Origin of the sequence: Streptomyces sp. NPDC014889 (assembly GCF_043081205.1) — a bacterium.
Lineage (GTDB): Bacteria > Actinomycetota > Actinomycetes > Streptomycetales > Streptomycetaceae > Streptomyces.
The window spans coordinates 66,876-83,819 of sequence record NZ_JBIBWH010000010.1 but is presented as its reverse complement, the minus strand read 5'-3'; the positions used below and the strand labels follow the sequence as shown (position 1 = coordinate 83,819).

Below are 16,944 nucleotides of genomic sequence, written 5' to 3'. Positions count from 1 at the left end.
GGGGGCGAGTGTCAAGCCATGGCACGGTATCAGCCGCACATAAGCCCCTCAAGGCTGGCCAGACCCAATGAGCCACAACCGACTTGACGCTACCCGACTGCAACGAGCCGTCGGAGCGGCCCGGTTGAGCACGGGCAAATCATCCACTCCCGAGTGCGCGGCAGCAAATCCGCACCGCTCAGGGGTGAACAACTGGGCGGCTGACGATGCGTCGACCATCGGGTGGCCACGACCCCTGCACGAATTGCTCACGAAGTCGTAGGCCGGTCATGCCGCGCTCGTGGCAACCGGCCACCGTGGGCCTTGCGGCAGCACGGTCGTCAACGGTCACCGAGGAGCGCGAAGGCGAAGGCGAGCCGGCGGTCGACCCAACCGTCCCGCACTGTCACCTTGTCACTGCCCTCCGAGACCATGACGACCTTGTTCTCCGCACGCCACTCCAGGGACCGCGGCTTGGAAGGACGGTCGCCGCCCTCTCCCCCGGAGAGGGCGCTGTCGACGACCTCTTCGAAGATCTTCGCGGCGAATCGCCCCGCGATCTCCTTGGCGTCGCCGCTCGCCCACTCGTTGCGGCCCACGATCTCCGGGTGTCCCGGCTGCTCGATGCGCCAGGTGTGCTTGAACGGCCCGCGCTTGCGCGGAACTCGGACGACGGTTCCGATGCACTCTCCCCGGCCGTCCCGTACGTCGTGCCGTAGCTCCCCGGCACTGTCCACCGCCGGTTCCACGTAGCACAGCAGAGCCCGTGTATCGGCCTCGTACAGGGTGTGTCCTGGCCGGGAGGGCAGGCCCGGCTGCTGCGTATCGGCGGTTCCGAGGAAGGCGCACGGGGCGAGTATCCGAAGGTCCCGCGAGCCCCTGTGCACGCGTACCGCGGGCTTCCCCCACACGGCACGTTTGCGTTTGACGGTCGCCGGGCGCTCCACGGAGGACACGACGAACGTCTGGACATCGGCCCAGCCCACCGTCTCCATCGGCGGTTCCTCCATCCGCCGCCTGCCGAACACCACTTCGCCCCCACACCGTGCATGGAAAACCGACCGCTCGACCCTACCCGTGTGCGAGAACGCCCGCTGGGTCGACTGCGGGCCGTGTCCGAGCACGCCGGCCGCGGGTCAACAATCGCGCACGAGCACGTACGCGAAGACAAGCCTCCGGTCGAGCCAGGACGCCCGGACCAGGAACCGGCCGCGCCCGTCGGATGCCAGCACCGGCTCACCGTCGGCCGTCCAACGAAGTACGCGCGACGCATCGCTCGCCTGATCGCCGCCGTCCGCGCCGAGGTCGGCGACTCCCTGGAAGATGCCCTGCACCAGTTTGCCGGCGCCCCGCTGGAACATCTCCTTGGGGCCACCCTTCGCCCACTCCCCGCTGCTGACGATCTCCGCGTGTCCTGGCTGATCGATACGCCAGACCGGTGTCAGGGCGTGCTTGAGCGGAGCGATACGCCGGATGGTGCCGATGGCCTGCCCTCGACCGTCGCGCACCGCGAAGCGGCGTTCGCCTCCCGCCTTCACGGGTTCGTCGACGGAGCAGAGAAGCGTGCGGCCGTCCGCGTCCTCGTACAGACATGGTTCGAGGCTCTGCGACGACGGCGGCTGCTGGGGAAAGAAGGCACAGGGCGCGTTGACGCACTGCTCGCCTCTGCGCTGCGGAACCCTGAAGGCACGAGGCCCGAGCACAGGACGCCTTCGCCGCCCGGCCGGCGGCCGCTCCACGTCGCCGACGACGAACTCCCAGGCGTCGGCCCACGGCACGACAGGGGCGGCAGGTTCATCGATGTCCTTGTACTTTCCGAACACCCGCTTCTCCAAGGTCGCTCCACAACTGGCCCGCCGGGGCGGATGCCGATGTTACGGGCGAAGGCGACCCTCGCCCGTGCTCCTCCGCCACCCCTCGCATACCGTTACGGCCCATGTGGCCAGGAAAGCAGCAGTCAGGGAGCGGGCGGAATCCGCAACAGCCGTTGCACAGCGGGCAGTCGAACCCGTATCAGCAACCCGGCTACCACCAGCCGAACCCTTACCAGCAGCAGTCCCAGCCGTGGAACGTGCCGACACTGCCGTCCGGCGCGCCGGCACCGCGTCCACCGGGCGACGGTACCAACCGTACGAAGCTGATCGCCGTCATGGCGGCGGGAGCCATCGTGATCGCCGCGGGCGTGACCGGTTACGCCCTGCTCGGCAGCGACAAGGACGAAACCGTTGCCCCCGATCCGACCACGTCTCCCTCTCCGTCTCCGCACAGCGACGACGCCACCGTCAAGGGCTGGAAGGTCGTGGTGAACCCGGCTGTGGGGATCAAGTTCGACGTTCCGCCGGAGTGGGCCCTCCAGTCCCCCGACTGGGTCACCTACGTCTCCGACGACAACGACCCCGACGACAAGCCCCTGGTCGCGGTGCGCGCCCCCGCCTTCCTGAAGGAACGGTGGTGCTCCTCGGACGACGACAAGGACGGCGCGCTGGAGCACACGCCGCTGGCGGCGGCGGGCTCCAGGGGCAACAACGGTGCCAAGAGCACCGAGGAGATAGCCGACGCCGATCCGAAGTCCTGGGTGTACGGCCAGTACACCCAGCCCCACAGGACCAAGGTGAGGTCAGGCACCGTCGAGCCGTTCACCACGGACTCGGGCCTCAAGGGCAGCCTGGGCACCGCTTGGTCCACGGGCGTGGAGAAAACGCAGAAGTGCACCACGGACGGCAAGGCATGGACCTTCGCCTTCAAAAACGCCCAGGGAGACCTGGCGTCCTGGTCGTTCTTCGGCGCGAAGGGCGTATCGGACGAGGTACCGGACGCGACGATACGTCGAATAGCGGCAACGGTACGGGTCTACGAGGCTCCGTCCAACTGATTCGATCGCCTGCTTTGGACCATCGACTTCCCGCGCCTTAGTGCTGGCCGGGAGCCCCACTGTACGGACCATCGAAGGGCCCTGGCGAAGGTCCGGGGTACTGCCCCGGATAAGGCTGCGTGGGGTACGGCGGTGGGGCGGCGTGATCGCGCCATCGACCTCCTGCCCAGAACGCACACGTCACCGCCGCGACGAGGATGCTGGCTTCGATCCCGGAAGCAACATAGGCACCAGAGACGCTGGGGGCAGACAACTCCGGCCGGACTTCGCCCTCTGGGTCCTCGAAGACTTTCAGAGTGTCTCCCACAGCGAGGTGCGCGCAGTCGTCCAGAGCCCTGAGGACTCTTGTGCCGTCCTTCGTGTGCTGCAACTGGCAGAGAGTCTGGCGTCTGGGCCGCTCGATGACCTCGGCCACCCTCACCTCACTCCATCGTCCTCGTATTTGCAGTACATCGGCGGTGTGGCCCCACCACCAGCCCGTGGCCGTGAGCATGACCGCCGACGCGGCGTACAGCAGCGTGAAGTACCAAGCCCTGCCGAAGTAGTTGACCTCGGTGAGCAGGATCAAAAGGCTGAGCGCCACCATTCCGAGCAGGACGTACGCGGGCCAACTGTCCGAACGTACGAACAGCAGCCCCAGCCGTAGCGCGAACACAAGGACACAGGCGAGCAATCCGAGGACAAGGCCAGTCCAGGTCAGCGCAGTCCGTGAGGCCCTGAGCTCGAACTTGGCGAGCCCTTTGCTCAATACGTGGGCTGCGAAGGGGGTGCCGCTGTGCATGGTCACTCCCCCTGACCCATGTCCTGGACTTCCAACCCCGTTGTCCCCTCAACACTTTCGGCAAAGAAGGAGTTGCCTGCGATCAGCGCTACTACGCCGGCTAGCGGCACGACCTGCTCAGCATCCAGGCAGTTTCCCACGACCAGCAGAGCGCGCCCTCCCCCAGGTGGACAGGAGAGGGATATGGCCAGCCCAATGCGCCCCACCGCTGACGTTTCAGCGACCATTTCCTGTTCCTGCGTGGGGAAGAGGGTGAGCTCTCCTTCCGGAGACATCACCGGCTGTGAGATGACACCCAGCCCCAGTCCCATTCGCGTGGGATATGACTCGGTGTAGACCTGCCGCCCTTCCAGCTCCTCTCCGAGTAGGCGGACCATGATTTCGCTCAGATTGACATCTGTTCCAGCCGTGGGCACTTCAACCACCGAGGCCAGGATCTGCCATACAGCTGGGCCACCATCCTCTTCAGGGACACACACCAGACCGTAGGTGATCAGCCCTCGTTCCCGTAGAATCCGTCGCCACTCCATGAGAGCGGCCGTCAAATCGGCACGCAGTGACGGATCATGTTCAGGGTAGCTGCGATTGATGAGATCCGCGCAACGCTCTCGTGCAGACGCTTCGTCGCTGTCGGCTACGAGGTCGAACCAGTCTGTGGGGGCATACAACTCGACAGCACCGGAGGTCTGCCGACTGGCGGTCGGAGAGTCGCTTGCGAGCATGGCGATCAGAAACTCCCGTTGGGCAGGACGAGGGGGCCGGTCGGGGTCGGAAAAGTACCTGGCGTGAAGTTGGGGAATTTAGGCACGGTGAAAATGTCGGGCTTCTCACCTTTGCTGATTTGCTGCAGTGCGTCCGCTCCGCCACCGGGAACCAGCCCCATGAAATTACCTGCGACAGTGGTGGTGAACCGGGTGAACTGATAGGCAAACTCGGGTGTGTGCATGCCACCCTGCCCCAGTTGGCTGGCGAATCGGAAGTAGCCGGGCACGTCGGGCCCCACGTTTCCGACCTTCATCGTCTGCGCTGCGAGCTTCGGGTAGCTTCCAGCGGCGCCAGCCATCCTGCTCAACTTCAGCCCCGCTCCGAAAGCGGCGACGCCACACGCCAGTGTGACAGCATCAGTAATGACTGTCGGGTCGGTGAGGGCTGAGAGAAAGCTGCCAGTCGTTCCCACCGCGGCGAGGTAGTGGCTGGCAAGTCCGATGCCACCGAGGATCAACGCGGGGAGCGCGAGGAACTGAAGTCCGGGAATCAGAGACAGAAGTCCCAGCACGGTGCTGGCGAATCCAGCGAGATCTCCGATGACCTGCAAAAGGGGCGCCAGTTCCTTGAGCGCTTCCTTGACCTCTTTGAGGATCGCGTCTTGCAACTCGGAGATTTTTTCCGCCAAGTCGACAATCGCCTGGGCAATCCTGTCCCAAACGCCCGGCTCGTTGGGCGCGATGTCCATCGCGTGCTTGAGCCGGTCAGCGATGGCCTCGCCTTCCTCAACGTATCGCTCCCGCAGACGCTCTGCCCGCCCACGTACCGCCTCCAGGTCAGCGTTGGCGGTGTGCAGTAGCCTCTCTTTGTCGCTGCGCCTCGCCTCCTCCCGCTCCTGTTTCTCCTTTTCCCCGGGCGTCCTCTCTCGTGAGAGATCCGGGAAGCCGGGTCGGGCTGCCATATGGTCCAGCTCTCGCTGCAACCCGGCCGCTCTGTCCTTGGCGTCCTGGGCCTCGCCCTCGAGTTGCTCCGCGTAGCGTTGGTGGTCGCGCATGTACCGAGCCCAGTTCTCCAACGCCTGGGCGGCATCGGAGAACGAGTCGCGTGCGTCGTTGATCTTGGGCCGAAAGTCGTCATGAAATTGCTCGCGGAACGTCTCAGCAGTCTTACCCTTCCAGGCGCCGCGGCCGGTGCCGTTGAGGACGTCGGCGATGTCGTGCAACGCGCCTGCCGTCCGCCGAACGATCTCTGCCGCATGCATGGCGTCCGCCTGGTTCCCCGGGCAGGGACAGAACCCGATCGCTGGGAAGCGGGCATCGGCGACAGCGTCGGGGCGCAGCCAGACCGGCTGGGGGTAATCGGTCACTTCGCACCCTTCGAGGACTTGACTTTCTCCAGTTCATGGGCGAACTGCTCGTCCAGCTCCTCAAAGCTCTTCTTGATGTGACCCAACGCCTTCGCAGCCGACTTGGAGAATTTCGATAGCTGCTTGATTCCGTAGGACCATTCGTCACCGAAGGCGTCCATACGTCTGGCAAGTTTCGATACACCCATCGAGGCACCATCGACGTCCCCCATCTCCCGGCACGGCGCTGTCATGAGCTCATGGATGTGCCGAATGTCTTTTTGCGTCTTCACCAGCATTTCGAAATCGATGTACAGATCGCTCATGGCTTCCCCGTTCCTCTTGGATCACTTTCTTCTCGTCGGCGCCCATGGTGCCGAGAAGCAAACAGGGTGCGGCGGGACATCGCTCACACGCCCCACCGCACCCCCGGTCCCACAAGACCCCCGCTAGCCCCTCTGGCTCCGCGCCAGCTCCTCGTCCAGGTTCTCGTAGGCCTGCTTGGCCTTCTTCAGGAACTCGGAGAGGCCGTGGAGGCCCTGGATGGTCTTGACGGCGCCCTTGGCGAAGTCCTTCATGGAGTCCTCGTAGGCGCCGGAGGCCTTCTGGGTGGTGAAGCCGTTCTCCACCAGCTGCTTGACCCGCTTCTCGACAGACTTGATCTGGTCCTCGAGGTGGTGCATGTCCTTGAGAAGATCGCCTGCGGTCTTCTCCATCTCGGCATAAGTGAGGTCTGTGTCCTTGCCGCTCTTGCCCATGACGGCTCCCTCCCGTTGTGTTCGCCGCAGGGACTGCCCCCGTGGCGCTGTGACGCGGATGCCTCGGATGCGTCGGCCGGCAGCCCTCGTCCGGCCGTCCGCGTGAGCAAAGATCTTACGGGTGGGGCCGTGGGGATACAGGGATGGCAGTTGGAGGAACCGTGAACCGGTGCACAGCCCGTTGCACCGGGGAACCACCCGGCGGCTAAGGTCACTTCGACTGTGTTCTGCGCTCCGGGGGCGGCCCGAGCACTGCGAGGAGGACGAGTGTGCGCCTGAGTCTGACCGTCGTCGACCCGCTCGGCGGCACCAGTGCCGACGTCGTACTCGACGCCGATCCGGAGTCGTCGGTCGGCGATGTCACCCGGGAACTGGCCGAGCACCTCGGACTCGGCGACGGCGCGCAGATCATCTCCCTGGCGGGACACCAGCAGGGCGCCGGGCACGGATCCGGTGGCGCCCCGCAGGCGTACATCGACGGCTATCCCCTCGATCCCGCCGCCACCGTCGTCGGGTCGCCGCTGCGCGAGGGAGCCGTCGTCAGCCTGCACGATCCCGCGGGCTGCCTGCTCGGAGAGCCCACCGGCATCGTCGAGTTCCGCGTGGCCGGAGGGCCCGGGGCCGGTGCCGTGCACCGGCTCGGTGTGGGGCGGTACGACATCGGCAGCGGGGCCACCGCGCGGCTGCGCATCGACGACCCCGAACTCGCCGACCGCGCCGCCACCTTGTCCATCGCCATCGACGGCACCTGCCAAGTCGCCCTCCATGGCGAGCACCGCGGCGCCGATGCCAGGGACGCCGAGGAAAGTACCGGTGGTAAGCAGAACAGAAGGAGCACGGCGGCCAACGGCAGCGACAAGGACAGCCGTCAGGCCCGCGTCCGGCTCGACGGTGAGGGCTTCGACGGCGGCGACTGGCCACTCGGCGCGCAGCTCGCGCTCGGCAACAGCCTGTTGGAGCTCACCCGTTACAGCCCGCCGAACGCCGCCCTGAAGTGGTCGGACGACGGTGCCGGGCTGGACTACAACCGGCCTCCCCGGCTGCGCCCGGCCGAACGCAAGACGCACTTCCGGCTGCCCAATCCGCCCGGCGAGTACGAGGCGCGACCGCTGCCGTGGCTGATGGCGCTGATGCCGCTGGTGGGTGCCGTGGTCTCGGTCATGATCTTCCACCGCTGGTACTACATGATCATGGCCTTGATGAGCCCGCTGATGCTCCTCGCCAACTACTTCATGGACAAGAAGCAGGGCCGCAAGTCCCATGCGAAGCAGGTCAAGGAGTACAAGGAGCACAAGGAGCGGATCGAGGAGGAGGCACGGGAGGCGCTGCGCACGGAGCGACTCGACCGCAGGGACGCCATCCCCGATCCGGCCGCCGTCCTCGCCTTCGCCACCGGCCCCCGTACCCGTCTTTGGGAGCGCCGGCGCACCGACGCCGACCACCTGCTGATCCGCGTCGGCACCGGCCGGGTGCGCTCCGAGGTCGTCCTCGACGACCCCGAGCAGGACGAGCACAAGCGAGAGGTCACCTGGCGCATCGAGGACTCGCCGGTGGCGCTGCCGCTGAAGGACCTCGGCGTCGTCGGCATCGCCGGACCCGGTGACTCCGCGCAGGCCCTTGGCAGATGGGCCGTCGCTCAGACCGCGGTCCTGCACAGCCCCATGGACGTGCAGTTCTACGTCCTCACCGAGAACGACGCCCACTCCCGCTGGGACTGGGTGCGCTGGCTGCCGCACGCCCGCCCCTCGGGCGGTCAGGACGTCAACGTACTGATAGGGACGGACTCCGAGACCGTCGGCGCCCGCGTCGGCGAGCTGACCCAGGTGCTGGACGCCCGGCAGAAGGCGTTGAAGGAGCAAGGCAACCGGAGTGACGGGCCGGCCTTCTCCGACCCCGACATCGTGGTGGTCTGGGACGGTTCCCGCCGGCTTCGCTCACTGCCCGGGGTGGTACGGCTACTGCGCGAGGGACCGGCCGTCTCGCTGTACGCGATCTGCCTCGACGAGGAGGAGCGGTTCCTGCCGGGCGAGTGCCAGGCGGTGGTGGTGGCCGAACCACGTCGTAGCGACAGCCGTGGCGACGACAGCCTCGCCGTCCCGGCTTCCGCCCCGCAGGCGGCCGCCGGCGGCTTTCCCTCCTTCCAGGCCTGGCACCGGACGGCGCAGCCGAGCGAACAGGCCATCGAGAGCGCCCTCGAACTGCGGTTGCGCGTGGAGCAGACCGATGCGCGGCGACGGCGCGACGTACGGCCCGACTTCGTTTCGCCGGCCTGGTGCGCCCGGGTGTCCCGCTCCCTGTCGTCGCTGCGGGACATCAGCGGCGAGACCGAGGACTCCGCCCTGCCCGCCGCCAGCCGGCTGCTCGACGTGCTGCAACTGGAGCCACCTACGCGGGACGCGATCGCCGCACGCTGGCGGACGGGCGGGCAGTCGACGATGGCGGTCGTCGGCGAGTCGTACGACGGCCCGTTCGGCATCGACCTGCGGCGCGACGGCCCGCACGGTCTGATCGCCGGTACGACCGGTTCCGGAAAGTCGGAGCTGCTCCAGACCATCGTGGCAGCGCTCGCGGTGGCGAACACGCCCGAGAACATGACGTTCGTGCTCGTCGACTACAAGGGCGGCTCGGCGTTCAAGGACTGTGTGAAGCTGCCGCACACCGTGGGCATGGTCACCGACCTCGACGCGCACCTCGTCGAACGGGCCCTGGAGTCGCTGGGAGCCGAGCTGAAGCGGCGCGAGCACATCCTCGCCGCCGCCGACGCCAAGGACATCGAGGACTACCAGGACCTGGTGCGCCGGGACCCGTCGCACGCGTCCGTGCCCCGACTGCTCATCGTCATCGACGAGTTCGCGTCCATGGTGCGCGATCTGCCGGACTTCGTCACCGGTCTGGTCAACATCGCCCAGCGAGGACGGTCCCTCGGCATCCATCTGCTGCTGGCCACACAGCGGCCCAGCGGCGTGGTCTCCCCCGAGATCCGCGCCAACACCAACCTGCGCATCGCGCTGCGCGTGACCGACGCCGGCGAGTCCACGGACGTCATCGACGCGCCCGAGGCGGGGCACATCTCCAAGAGCACCCCGGGTCGTGCCTACGTCCGCCTGGGGCACGCCTCCCTGATCCCCTTCCAGTCCGGCCGCGTCGGCGGGCGCCGGCCCGGCGCGGCCGACCCGCAGGCCCTGGCCCCCTGGGCGGGCCCGCTGAACTGGGAGGACCTGGGACGCCCTGCGTTGCGGAAGCCCAAGCCCGAGGCGCGCCAGGACGACGAGATCACCGACCTGAAGGTGCTCGTCGACGCGGTGCGGGAGGCCAACCGGGCGCTCGGCATCCCCGCCCAGCACTCCCCCTGGCTGCCCGCACTGGAGGACACCCTGCTCCTCGACGACATTCCGGCGGTTCAGGCCCAGGGCTCACTGCCCGCCGCCCCGTACGGCGTGGAGGACCTGCCCGCCGACCAGGCCCGCCGCCCGGTGGCCGTGGACTTCGCCACCTTCGGACACCTGCTCGTCGGCGGCGCGCCGCGTACCGGACGCTCGCAGTTGCTGCGCACCATCGCCGGCTCGCTGGCCCGGACGCACTCCTGCGCCGACGTCCACCTGTACGGCATCGACTGCGGCAACGGAGCGCTGAACGCGCTGACCCGGCTGCCGCACTGCGGCGCGGTCGTGGGGCGCAACCAACTGGAGCGCGTCGTCCGGCTCTTCACCCGGCTGACCGGCGAACTCAACCGCCGTCAGGACCTGCTGGCCGAGAAGGGTTTCGCCGACATCGGCGAGCAGCGGGCCGCGGTCGCCGAGGACGAGCGGCTGCCACACATCGTGCTGCTGCTCGACCGCTGGGAGGGCTGGCTGCCCACGCTGGGCGAGTACGACCACGGGGACCTGACCGACCAGCTCTTCGCGATGATGCGAGAGGGCGCGAGCGTGGGTCTGCACGTCGTGCTCACCGGTGACCGGCAGGTGCTGTCGGGACGGATCTCCTCCCTGACGGAGGACAAGTACGGTCTGCGGCTCGCGGACCGCGGTGACTTCTCGATGCTGGACATCAACGCCCGCAAGGTCCCCGAGGAAATTCCCCCGGGACGGGCCTTCCGCGCCGAGACCGCCGCGGAGACGCAGTTCGCGCTGCTCTGCGAGGACACCACCGGTCAGGGCCAGGCGGCCGCGCTGATCGCCATCGGTGACGCGGCGGCGGCCCGGGACGCGGACGTGCCGCGCTCCCGGCGGCCGTTCCGGGTGGACGTCCTGCCCGGCCGGATCTCCTTCGCGGACGCCTGGGCGATGCGCGACCCGGCGACGTCGTCTTCGCCGCTGTGGGCGTTGGTGGGGGTCGGCGGTGACGAACTCACCGCGTTCGGACCCGATCTGGCCGAGGGGGTACCCGCGTTCGTGATCGGCGGTCCGGCCAAGTCGGGCCGCAGCACGGCGCTGATGAACTTCGCACGGTCCTACCTGGCCCAGGGCGTACGGCTGGTCGTCGCGGCGCCGCGCCAGTCACCGCTGCGTGAACTGGATGGGCAACAGGGAGTGTTGCGGGTCTTCACCGGCCGCGACATCGACGAGGACGAGCTGGAGGAGGCCGTCGGGGCCGCCACGCCCGAGCAGCCGATCGCCGTCCTGGTGGACGATGCCGAGGTCCTGGACGACTGCGACGCCGAGGACGTCTTCAAGCGCATCGTCGAGCGCGGGGCCGAGGAGGGTCTCGCCGTCGTGATCGCCGGTGACGAGGAGGAGATCTGCGACGGCTTCTCCGGCTGGCAGGTCGACGCGAAGAAGGCCCGCCGCGGCATCCTGCTCTCCCCGCAGGACAGCTCCGCGGGCGAGCTGATCGGCATCCGCACGACCCGCAGCATGGTCGGCGGTCCGGTCACTCCCGGCAAGGGGATGCTCCACCTGGGCAGCGGCGAGCACATGACCGTGAGCACGCCGAACTAGCATCCGGAGCCGATTACTTCGGCTACTTGACCTTGGACAGACGTGCCACCGGGTTGCCCTCCGCCGAGCTGTCCGCCGTGTACTTGAGGTCGTCGCCCGCCGGGGTGAGGCGGATGGTGTGGGGGGTCGGGTTGCAGCCCGCGTGGTTGGTCTTGGCGCCGCGGGAGACGGCGACCAGTTGGGTGTTCGTCACCTGCTTCAGGGTGAGCACGTCATTGCAGACGCCGCCCAGCTGGTCCGTCTGGCGGAGGGTGCCCAACTCCTGGCCCACGGCGGCCTGGTGGACGGTCAGGCGGAAGTCGCCGAGGGGGAGGGTGCCGTCGAGGGCGGTGCCCTGGCCCTCCCAGGTGCCGAGGTAGCGGGCGGGGATGGGTGAGGCGGTGGTGGTCGGCGCGGTGGAGCGGTGGTCGCCGCTCGCGGTGGCGGCCGGTGGCGGTGTCGCGCCGGCGCCGCCGCCGCGGTCGTCCCCGAACGGCCGCAGCCACAGCAGCGAACCGGTGGTCGCCACCGCCAGCGCCCCCGCGACCGCGAGGACCATGGTGCAGCTCAGGCGGCGGCCCCGGCCGTCGGCGCCGGGCGCCGCGTCGCCGGCCACGGTGACGGAGAACCGGCCGCGGCCGGCGGCCGGTGCGGTGGTCCCCTGCGGGGATGCGTCCGCCCGCTCGGGGAGGGGAGGGGGCGGTGCGGTCGGCATGGGGGGCGGGGGGCCGAACCCGCCACTGCCGCTGCCCCCGGGCACCGCTTCCGCGGGCTGTGCGAGCCCGCCCGTGGCTTGCGGAGGAGAGCCCGGTACCGAGGCCCTGCTGAAGCCCAGCGGGCCGGACTCCGGCCGGGCAGGGGGTTTCGGGGCCGTCGCCTCCAGGTTCAGGAGCGATACGGCGCTGCGGCTGACCTGTTCGATCAGGCGGGACGGGAGCCAGCCGGCCGCGACCAGACGGGAGGCGCCCTCGGGGGCCAGGCGGCGGGCCACCTCGGCGGGGCCGGGGCGGGCGGCCGGGTCCTTGGCCAGGCAGGCCGCCGCGAGGTCCCTCAAGTCTCCTGTCAGCGAGCCCAGTTCGGGCTCCTCGTGGACGACCTTGTACAGCAGCGCCGCCGAGGAGTCGCCCCGAAACGGGGGCTCGCCCGTCGCGGCGTGCACCAGCACCGCGCCCAGGGAGAAGACGTCGGCCGCGCCCGTGACGCCCTTGCCGAGGATCTGCTCGGGCGACATGTAGCCGGGCGAGCCGACCGAGACGCCGGTCGAGGTCAGGGACGCGGTGCCGTCGGTGGCGCGGGCGATGCCGAAGTCGATCAGCAGCGGGCCGTCCAGGGTGAGCAGCACGTTGGACGGCTTCACGTCCCGGTGCACCAGGCCCAGTTCGTGCACCGCCGCCAGCGCCTCGGCCAGGCCCGCCCCCAGCACCCGTACGGAGTGCCCGGGCAGCGCGCCGGCGTCCACCACCGCCGCGGCGAGGGAGGGGCCGGCCACGTAGGCGGTGGCCACCCACGGCACCGGCGCGTCGGGGTCGGCGTCCAGGACCGGCGCGGTCCAGGCGCCGCCCACCCGGCGCGCGGCCTCGACCTCGCGGCGGAACCGGGCGCGGAACTCCTCGTCGAGCGCGAAGTGCGGGTGCACGATCTTCACCGCGACCGTGCGGCCGCCCGCGCTGCGGCCCAGGTAGACACGGCCCATGCCGCCGGAGCCCAGCCGGCCGAGCAGCCGGTAGGGGCCCACGGTGGCGGGCTCGTCCTCTTCGAGCGGCTGCATGGCGCTCCCCCTCCCCCGTACGCCTCACAGCAGGGTAGTGCGCTACGACCGCAGCAGCTCCACCTTCACGTCCGCCGGGAAACCGGTGGTCGGGCCGACGCGCCGTGCGAACTCGGCCACCGCGGCCAGTTGCGGGGCGCCGAAGCTGAAGTCGAGGGTGGTGAAGTACCGCTCCAGGACCTCCTGGTCGAAGGCCTCCCAGCGGGCCGCCTGCTCGGCGACCTTGCCGACCTCCTCGAGGGAGAGGTTGCGGGAGGCCAGGAAGGCCTCGTGCACCTTGCCGGTGATGTCCGGCTCGCGCTGGAGGTAGTCGCGCCGCGCCGCCCAGACCGCGAAGACGAACGGCAGTCCCGTCCATTCCTTCCAGAGCTGCCCGAGGTCGTGCACGTCCAGTCCGTAGCGCGGGCCGTCGTGGAGGTTGGCGCGCAGGGCGGCGTCGCCGATGAGCACCGCCGCCTCCGCCTCCTGCATCATCAGGCTCAGGTCGGGCGGGCAGGTGTAGTAGTCGGGGGTCACCCCGTACCGCTCGGCCAGCAGGAGCTGGGCGAGGCGTACGGAGGTGCGGGAGGTCGACCCCAGGGCGACCCGCGCGCCGTCGAGCCGGTCCAGCGGGACCTGCGAGACGATCACGCACGACATCACCGGGCCGTCGCAGCCGACGGCGATGTCGGGGAACGCCACCAGGTCGTCCGCGTTCTTGAGGAACTCGACGAGGGTGACCGGACCGATGTCGAGTTCTCCCCGCACGAGCCGCTCGCTGAGCTTTTCCGGGGTGTCCTTCGTCAGCTCGAAGTCGAGGAGCGTGCCGGTTCTCGCGAGCCCCCAGTAAAGGGGCAGGCAGTTGAGGAACTGGATGTGGCCGACGCGCGGCCGGGTGCGAGAAATGTCCACATCGGGAGGCTAGACCCTGCGCGGCACGCTTCCCCCGCCGCCCCCGCCGCCGCTCCGTCGCCCCACTCCGCCGCCCCACTCCGCGGCCGGCCCGTCCCGGACACCCGCGTCGCCACTCCGCCACCGACCCGCCCGGGACACCCGGCCGCCGCTCCGTGCCCGGCCCGCCGTGGACTTCCTGCCTTCACCTCACCTCCGCCCCGCCTCCGCCCCCACGACCCCGATTGGCGCAGTCCCCGCCATCCTTCTCCGAGGCCCTGCCGATCTCGCTGCGTCAACCTCTCGCCAGAACCTTCAAACATCCGGGTGAAGTGATCTTGACCTCTATTGCATTCGGCGGCCCACATGCTAGGCTCGCCAGCAAGTTGCAGTTTGGTTTCCCTTGCAGTACAGAGCCTGCGGAGCATGTGACCGCGGGCTCTGGTCGTTTTCAGACGTATGCAGTTGTGCGGCGATTTCGTTATCACACTTGCAGGTTCTGGAGCAGGGCGACCCTTTGAGCCCAAGGAGGGCTTATGGCTACCGGAACCGTGAAGTGGTTCAACGCCGAAAAGGGCTTTGGTTTCATCGCCCAGGAAGGCGGAGGCCCCGACGTCTTCGTCCACTACTCCGCAATCAACGCGACCGGTTTCCGCTCCCTCGAAGAGAACCAGCAGGTGAGCTTCGACGTCACCCAGGGTCCGAAGGGCCCGCAGGCGGAGAACGTCACCCCGGTCTGAGCGTTCGCGCGCAGTATCCGTTCTGAGTGCAGTACCCAAGGAGCCCCGCGCCGTCAGGCGACGGGGCTCCTGCCTTCCCGGCGAACTCTTTCCACAGCCCCGGCGGACGCTACGCGTACAGCCCCTCCACCTCCCGCGCGAAGTCACGCAGGATCACCTCCCGGCGGAGCTTCATCGACGGGGTCAGGTGGCCCTCCCGTTCCGTGAAGTCCACGGGAAGCACGGTGAAGCGGCGGATGGACTCGGGGCGGGAGACGAGCTTGTTCGCCTCGTCCACGGCACGCTGCAGGACCGCCGCCAAGTCGGGATCGTCGGCGAGGAGTTCGGCGGGGACGGGGTGCTTGCCGTTCATCTGCCGCCAATGGGTGATGCCTTCGGGGTCCAGGGTGATCAGGGCGGAGATGTAGGGGCGGCGGTCGCCCAGCACCATGCACTGGGAGATCAGCGGGTGGGCGCGGAGCCAGTTCTCCAGGGGGGCCGGGGCGACGTTCTTGCCGCCCGCGGTGATCAGGATTTCCTTCTTGCGGCCCGTGATCGTCAGGTAGCCGTCGTCGTCCAGGCATCCGATGTCACCCGTCGCGAACCAGCCGTCGTGGGTCGCCGGCGCCACCCCGCCCGCGTGCGGGTTCCAGTAGCCGCGGAAGACCTGGCCGCCGGCCAGCAGCACCTCGCCGTCCGCCGCGATGCGTATCCGCGTGCCCGGCAGCGGCCAGCCGACCGTGCCCAGGCGGGGCTTCTGCGGGGGCGTGACGGTGGCCGCGCCCGTGGACTCGGTGAGGCCGTAGCCCTCGTAGACCTCGACGCCGGCGCCCTCGTAGAACGCGGCCAGGCGGCGGCCCAGCGGTGAGCCGCCGCAGATGAGGTAGCGCAGGCGGCCGCCGAGGGCGGCCCGGATGCGGCGGTACAGGAGGGCGTCGTAGAAGGCGCGGGCCGTCTTCAGGGCGCGGCCGGGTCCCGGGCCCGTGCCGTGCCGGCGGGCCTCGGCCGCCTCGCCGTAGCGGCAGGCCACGTCGGCCGCACGGTCGAAGGACGAGGCCCGGCCGCCGCGCTCGGCGGTGGCACGCGCGTTGTTGTAGACCTTCTCCAGCATGTACGGGATGGCCAGCAGGAACGTCGGCCGGAAGCTCGCGAGGTCCGCCAGCAGGTCCTCCGACTTCAGGCTCGGCGCGTGGCCCAGCCGGACGCCCGCGCGGACGCAGGCGACCGCGACCATCCGGCCGAAGACATGGGAGAGCGGCAGGAAGAGCAGCGTCGAGGCCTCCTCCGACGTCCTCGCCTTGAAGGCCGGGTAGAGGACCTCGATGGCGTTGTCGACCTCCGCCAGGAAGTTGCCGTGGCTCAGCGCGCAGCCCTTGGGCCGGCCGGTCGTGCCCGAGGTGTACACCAGGGTGGCCAGCGTGTCGGGCCCGAGGACGCCCCGGCGCACGGTGACCTCCTGGTCCGGGACGCCCGCGCCGCACTCCGCCAGACGGTCCAGGTGGCCCTGCTCCATGACCCACACATGGCGCAGGTCCAGCAGGCGGTCGCGTTCCGGGCCGAGGGCCGCCGCCTGCCGCGCCTTCTCCGTCACCAGGGCGACCGCGCCGGAGTCCTGGAGGATGGAGCGGACCTGGAAGAGGGAGGACGTGGGATAGACGGGAACCGTGACCAGGCCGGCGGCCCAGGCCGCGAAGTCCAGGAGGGTCCACTCGTACCGCGTGCGTGCCATGACCGCGATCCGGTCGCCCGGCGCGAGCCCCTCCGCGATCAGGCCCTTGGCCAACGCCAGTACCTGTTCGGCGAACTGCGCGGCCGTCAGATGCGTCCAGCCGCCGTCGGCGTCCGGGCGGCTGATGACCCGGCGCCCGGGGTCGGCGCTCGCGTTCTCGAACGGCAGGTCGGCGAGCGACCCGTGCGTCACCGGCGGAACCAGCGGGGGTACGTACGCCTCGCGCACCTCGCCGTCCAGCCGCCGGGTCTGCGGCGCCACGAACGCGGGGCCCGCGTCGGGGTCGTAGTCGAACCCGGCCAAGGGCGACGGGGCCGGGCCGCCGTGGGACGACGGGGACGGGGACGAGTACGAGAGGGGCATGGCGGCTCCTGGTGCTTGCAGCTTCGCGCTGCTCTGCTGCGGTGGTACGCGCTGCGCTCACCGGTCGTTCACCGCCTGGTGAGCGCTCTCGGGGTGTTACCGCCGGTTGCACACGGGATCGTACGGGGTCGGGATGGGG

General features: G+C 69.4%; 13 protein-coding genes. 3 read left to right on the top strand and 10 right to left on the bottom strand.

The features are described 5' to 3' along the window. Positions 1-320 precede the first annotated feature (320 nt). Both ACF09J_RS21125 and ACF09J_RS21120 read right to left on the bottom strand, forming a co-directional pair. Positions 321-974 (bottom strand): hypothetical protein, encoded by a 654-nt coding sequence (locus tag ACF09J_RS21125; protein WP_392306989.1) that lies wholly within the window; start codon positions 972-974, stop codon positions 321-323. Between the two features lie 141 nt (positions 975-1,115). After that, a complete protein-coding gene (locus tag ACF09J_RS21120; protein WP_392306988.1) occupies positions 1,116-1,814 on the bottom strand; it encodes a hypothetical protein in 699 nt (232 codons plus the stop codon). 101 nt (positions 1,815-1,915) lie between these two features. On the opposite strand from ACF09J_RS21120, the gene ACF09J_RS21115 reads away from it, so the two are divergent. Continuing rightward, positions 1,916-2,851, top strand: coding sequence for a hypothetical protein (locus ACF09J_RS21115; protein ID WP_392306987.1), 936 nt, complete (start codon positions 1,916-1,918; stop codon positions 2,849-2,851). 37 nt (positions 2,852-2,888) lie between these two features. Here the strand turns inward: ACF09J_RS21115 and ACF09J_RS21110 are convergent, their stop codons facing one another. From ACF09J_RS21110 to ACF09J_RS21090, 5 genes are all read right to left on the bottom strand, one after another. Next, positions 2,889-3,632: a hypothetical protein gene (locus tag ACF09J_RS21110; RefSeq protein WP_392306986.1), complete on the bottom strand. Its 744-nt coding sequence runs from the start codon at positions 3,630-3,632 to the stop codon at positions 2,889-2,891. Positions 3,633-3,634: 2 nt separating this feature from the next. Next, positions 3,635-4,354: a hypothetical protein gene (locus ACF09J_RS21105; RefSeq protein WP_392306985.1), complete on the bottom strand. Its 720-nt coding sequence runs from the start codon at positions 4,352-4,354 to the stop codon at positions 3,635-3,637. Between the two features lie 5 nt (positions 4,355-4,359). Continuing rightward, a complete protein-coding gene (locus ACF09J_RS21100; protein WP_392306984.1) occupies positions 4,360-5,703 on the bottom strand; it encodes a hypothetical protein in 1,344 nt (447 codons plus the stop codon). After that, on the bottom strand, positions 5,700-6,008 hold the full coding sequence (locus ACF09J_RS21095) for a hypothetical protein (RefSeq protein ID WP_392306983.1): 309 nt from the start codon (positions 6,006-6,008) through the stop codon (positions 5,700-5,702). The genes ACF09J_RS21100 and ACF09J_RS21095 overlap by 4 nt, the downstream gene beginning before the upstream one ends. Before the next feature lie 123 nt (positions 6,009-6,131). Further along, positions 6,132-6,440, bottom strand: a complete 309-nt coding sequence (locus ACF09J_RS21090) for a WXG100 family type VII secretion target (protein ID WP_100572421.1) — start codon at positions 6,438-6,440, stop codon at positions 6,132-6,134. A 269-nt stretch (positions 6,441-6,709) separates the two neighbouring features. Here ACF09J_RS21090 and ACF09J_RS21085 point away from each other — a divergent pair, with 269 nt between their 5' ends. Continuing rightward, the gene (locus ACF09J_RS21085; protein ID WP_392306982.1) at positions 6,710-11,377 is read left to right on the top strand and encodes an FtsK/SpoIIIE domain-containing protein; all 4,668 of its coding nucleotides are present in this window, start codon (positions 6,710-6,712) and stop codon (positions 11,375-11,377) included. Positions 11,378-11,399: 22 nt separating this feature from the next. Here the strand turns inward: ACF09J_RS21085 and ACF09J_RS21080 are convergent, their stop codons facing one another. Further along, the gene (locus tag ACF09J_RS21080; protein ID WP_392306981.1) at positions 11,400-13,124 is read right to left on the bottom strand and encodes a protein kinase; all 1,725 of its coding nucleotides are present in this window, start codon (positions 13,122-13,124) and stop codon (positions 11,400-11,402) included. A gap of 42 nt (positions 13,125-13,166) precedes the next feature. Beyond that, entirely contained in the window at positions 13,167-14,015 is an 849-nt protein-coding gene (locus ACF09J_RS21075; protein ID WP_392306980.1) for a menaquinone biosynthetic enzyme MqnA/MqnD family protein, read from the bottom strand. A 515-nt stretch (positions 14,016-14,530) separates the two neighbouring features. On the opposite strand from ACF09J_RS21075, the gene ACF09J_RS21070 reads away from it, so the two are divergent. After that, positions 14,531-14,734 (top strand): cold-shock protein, encoded by a 204-nt coding sequence (locus ACF09J_RS21070; protein ID WP_004984723.1) that lies wholly within the window; start codon positions 14,531-14,533, stop codon positions 14,732-14,734. A gap of 109 nt (positions 14,735-14,843) precedes the next feature. Here the strand turns inward: ACF09J_RS21070 and ACF09J_RS21065 are convergent, their stop codons facing one another. Further along, positions 14,844-16,805, bottom strand: coding sequence for an AMP-dependent synthetase/ligase (locus ACF09J_RS21065; RefSeq protein ID WP_392306979.1), 1,962 nt, complete (start codon positions 16,803-16,805; stop codon positions 14,844-14,846). Positions 16,806-16,944 lie beyond the last annotated feature (139 nt).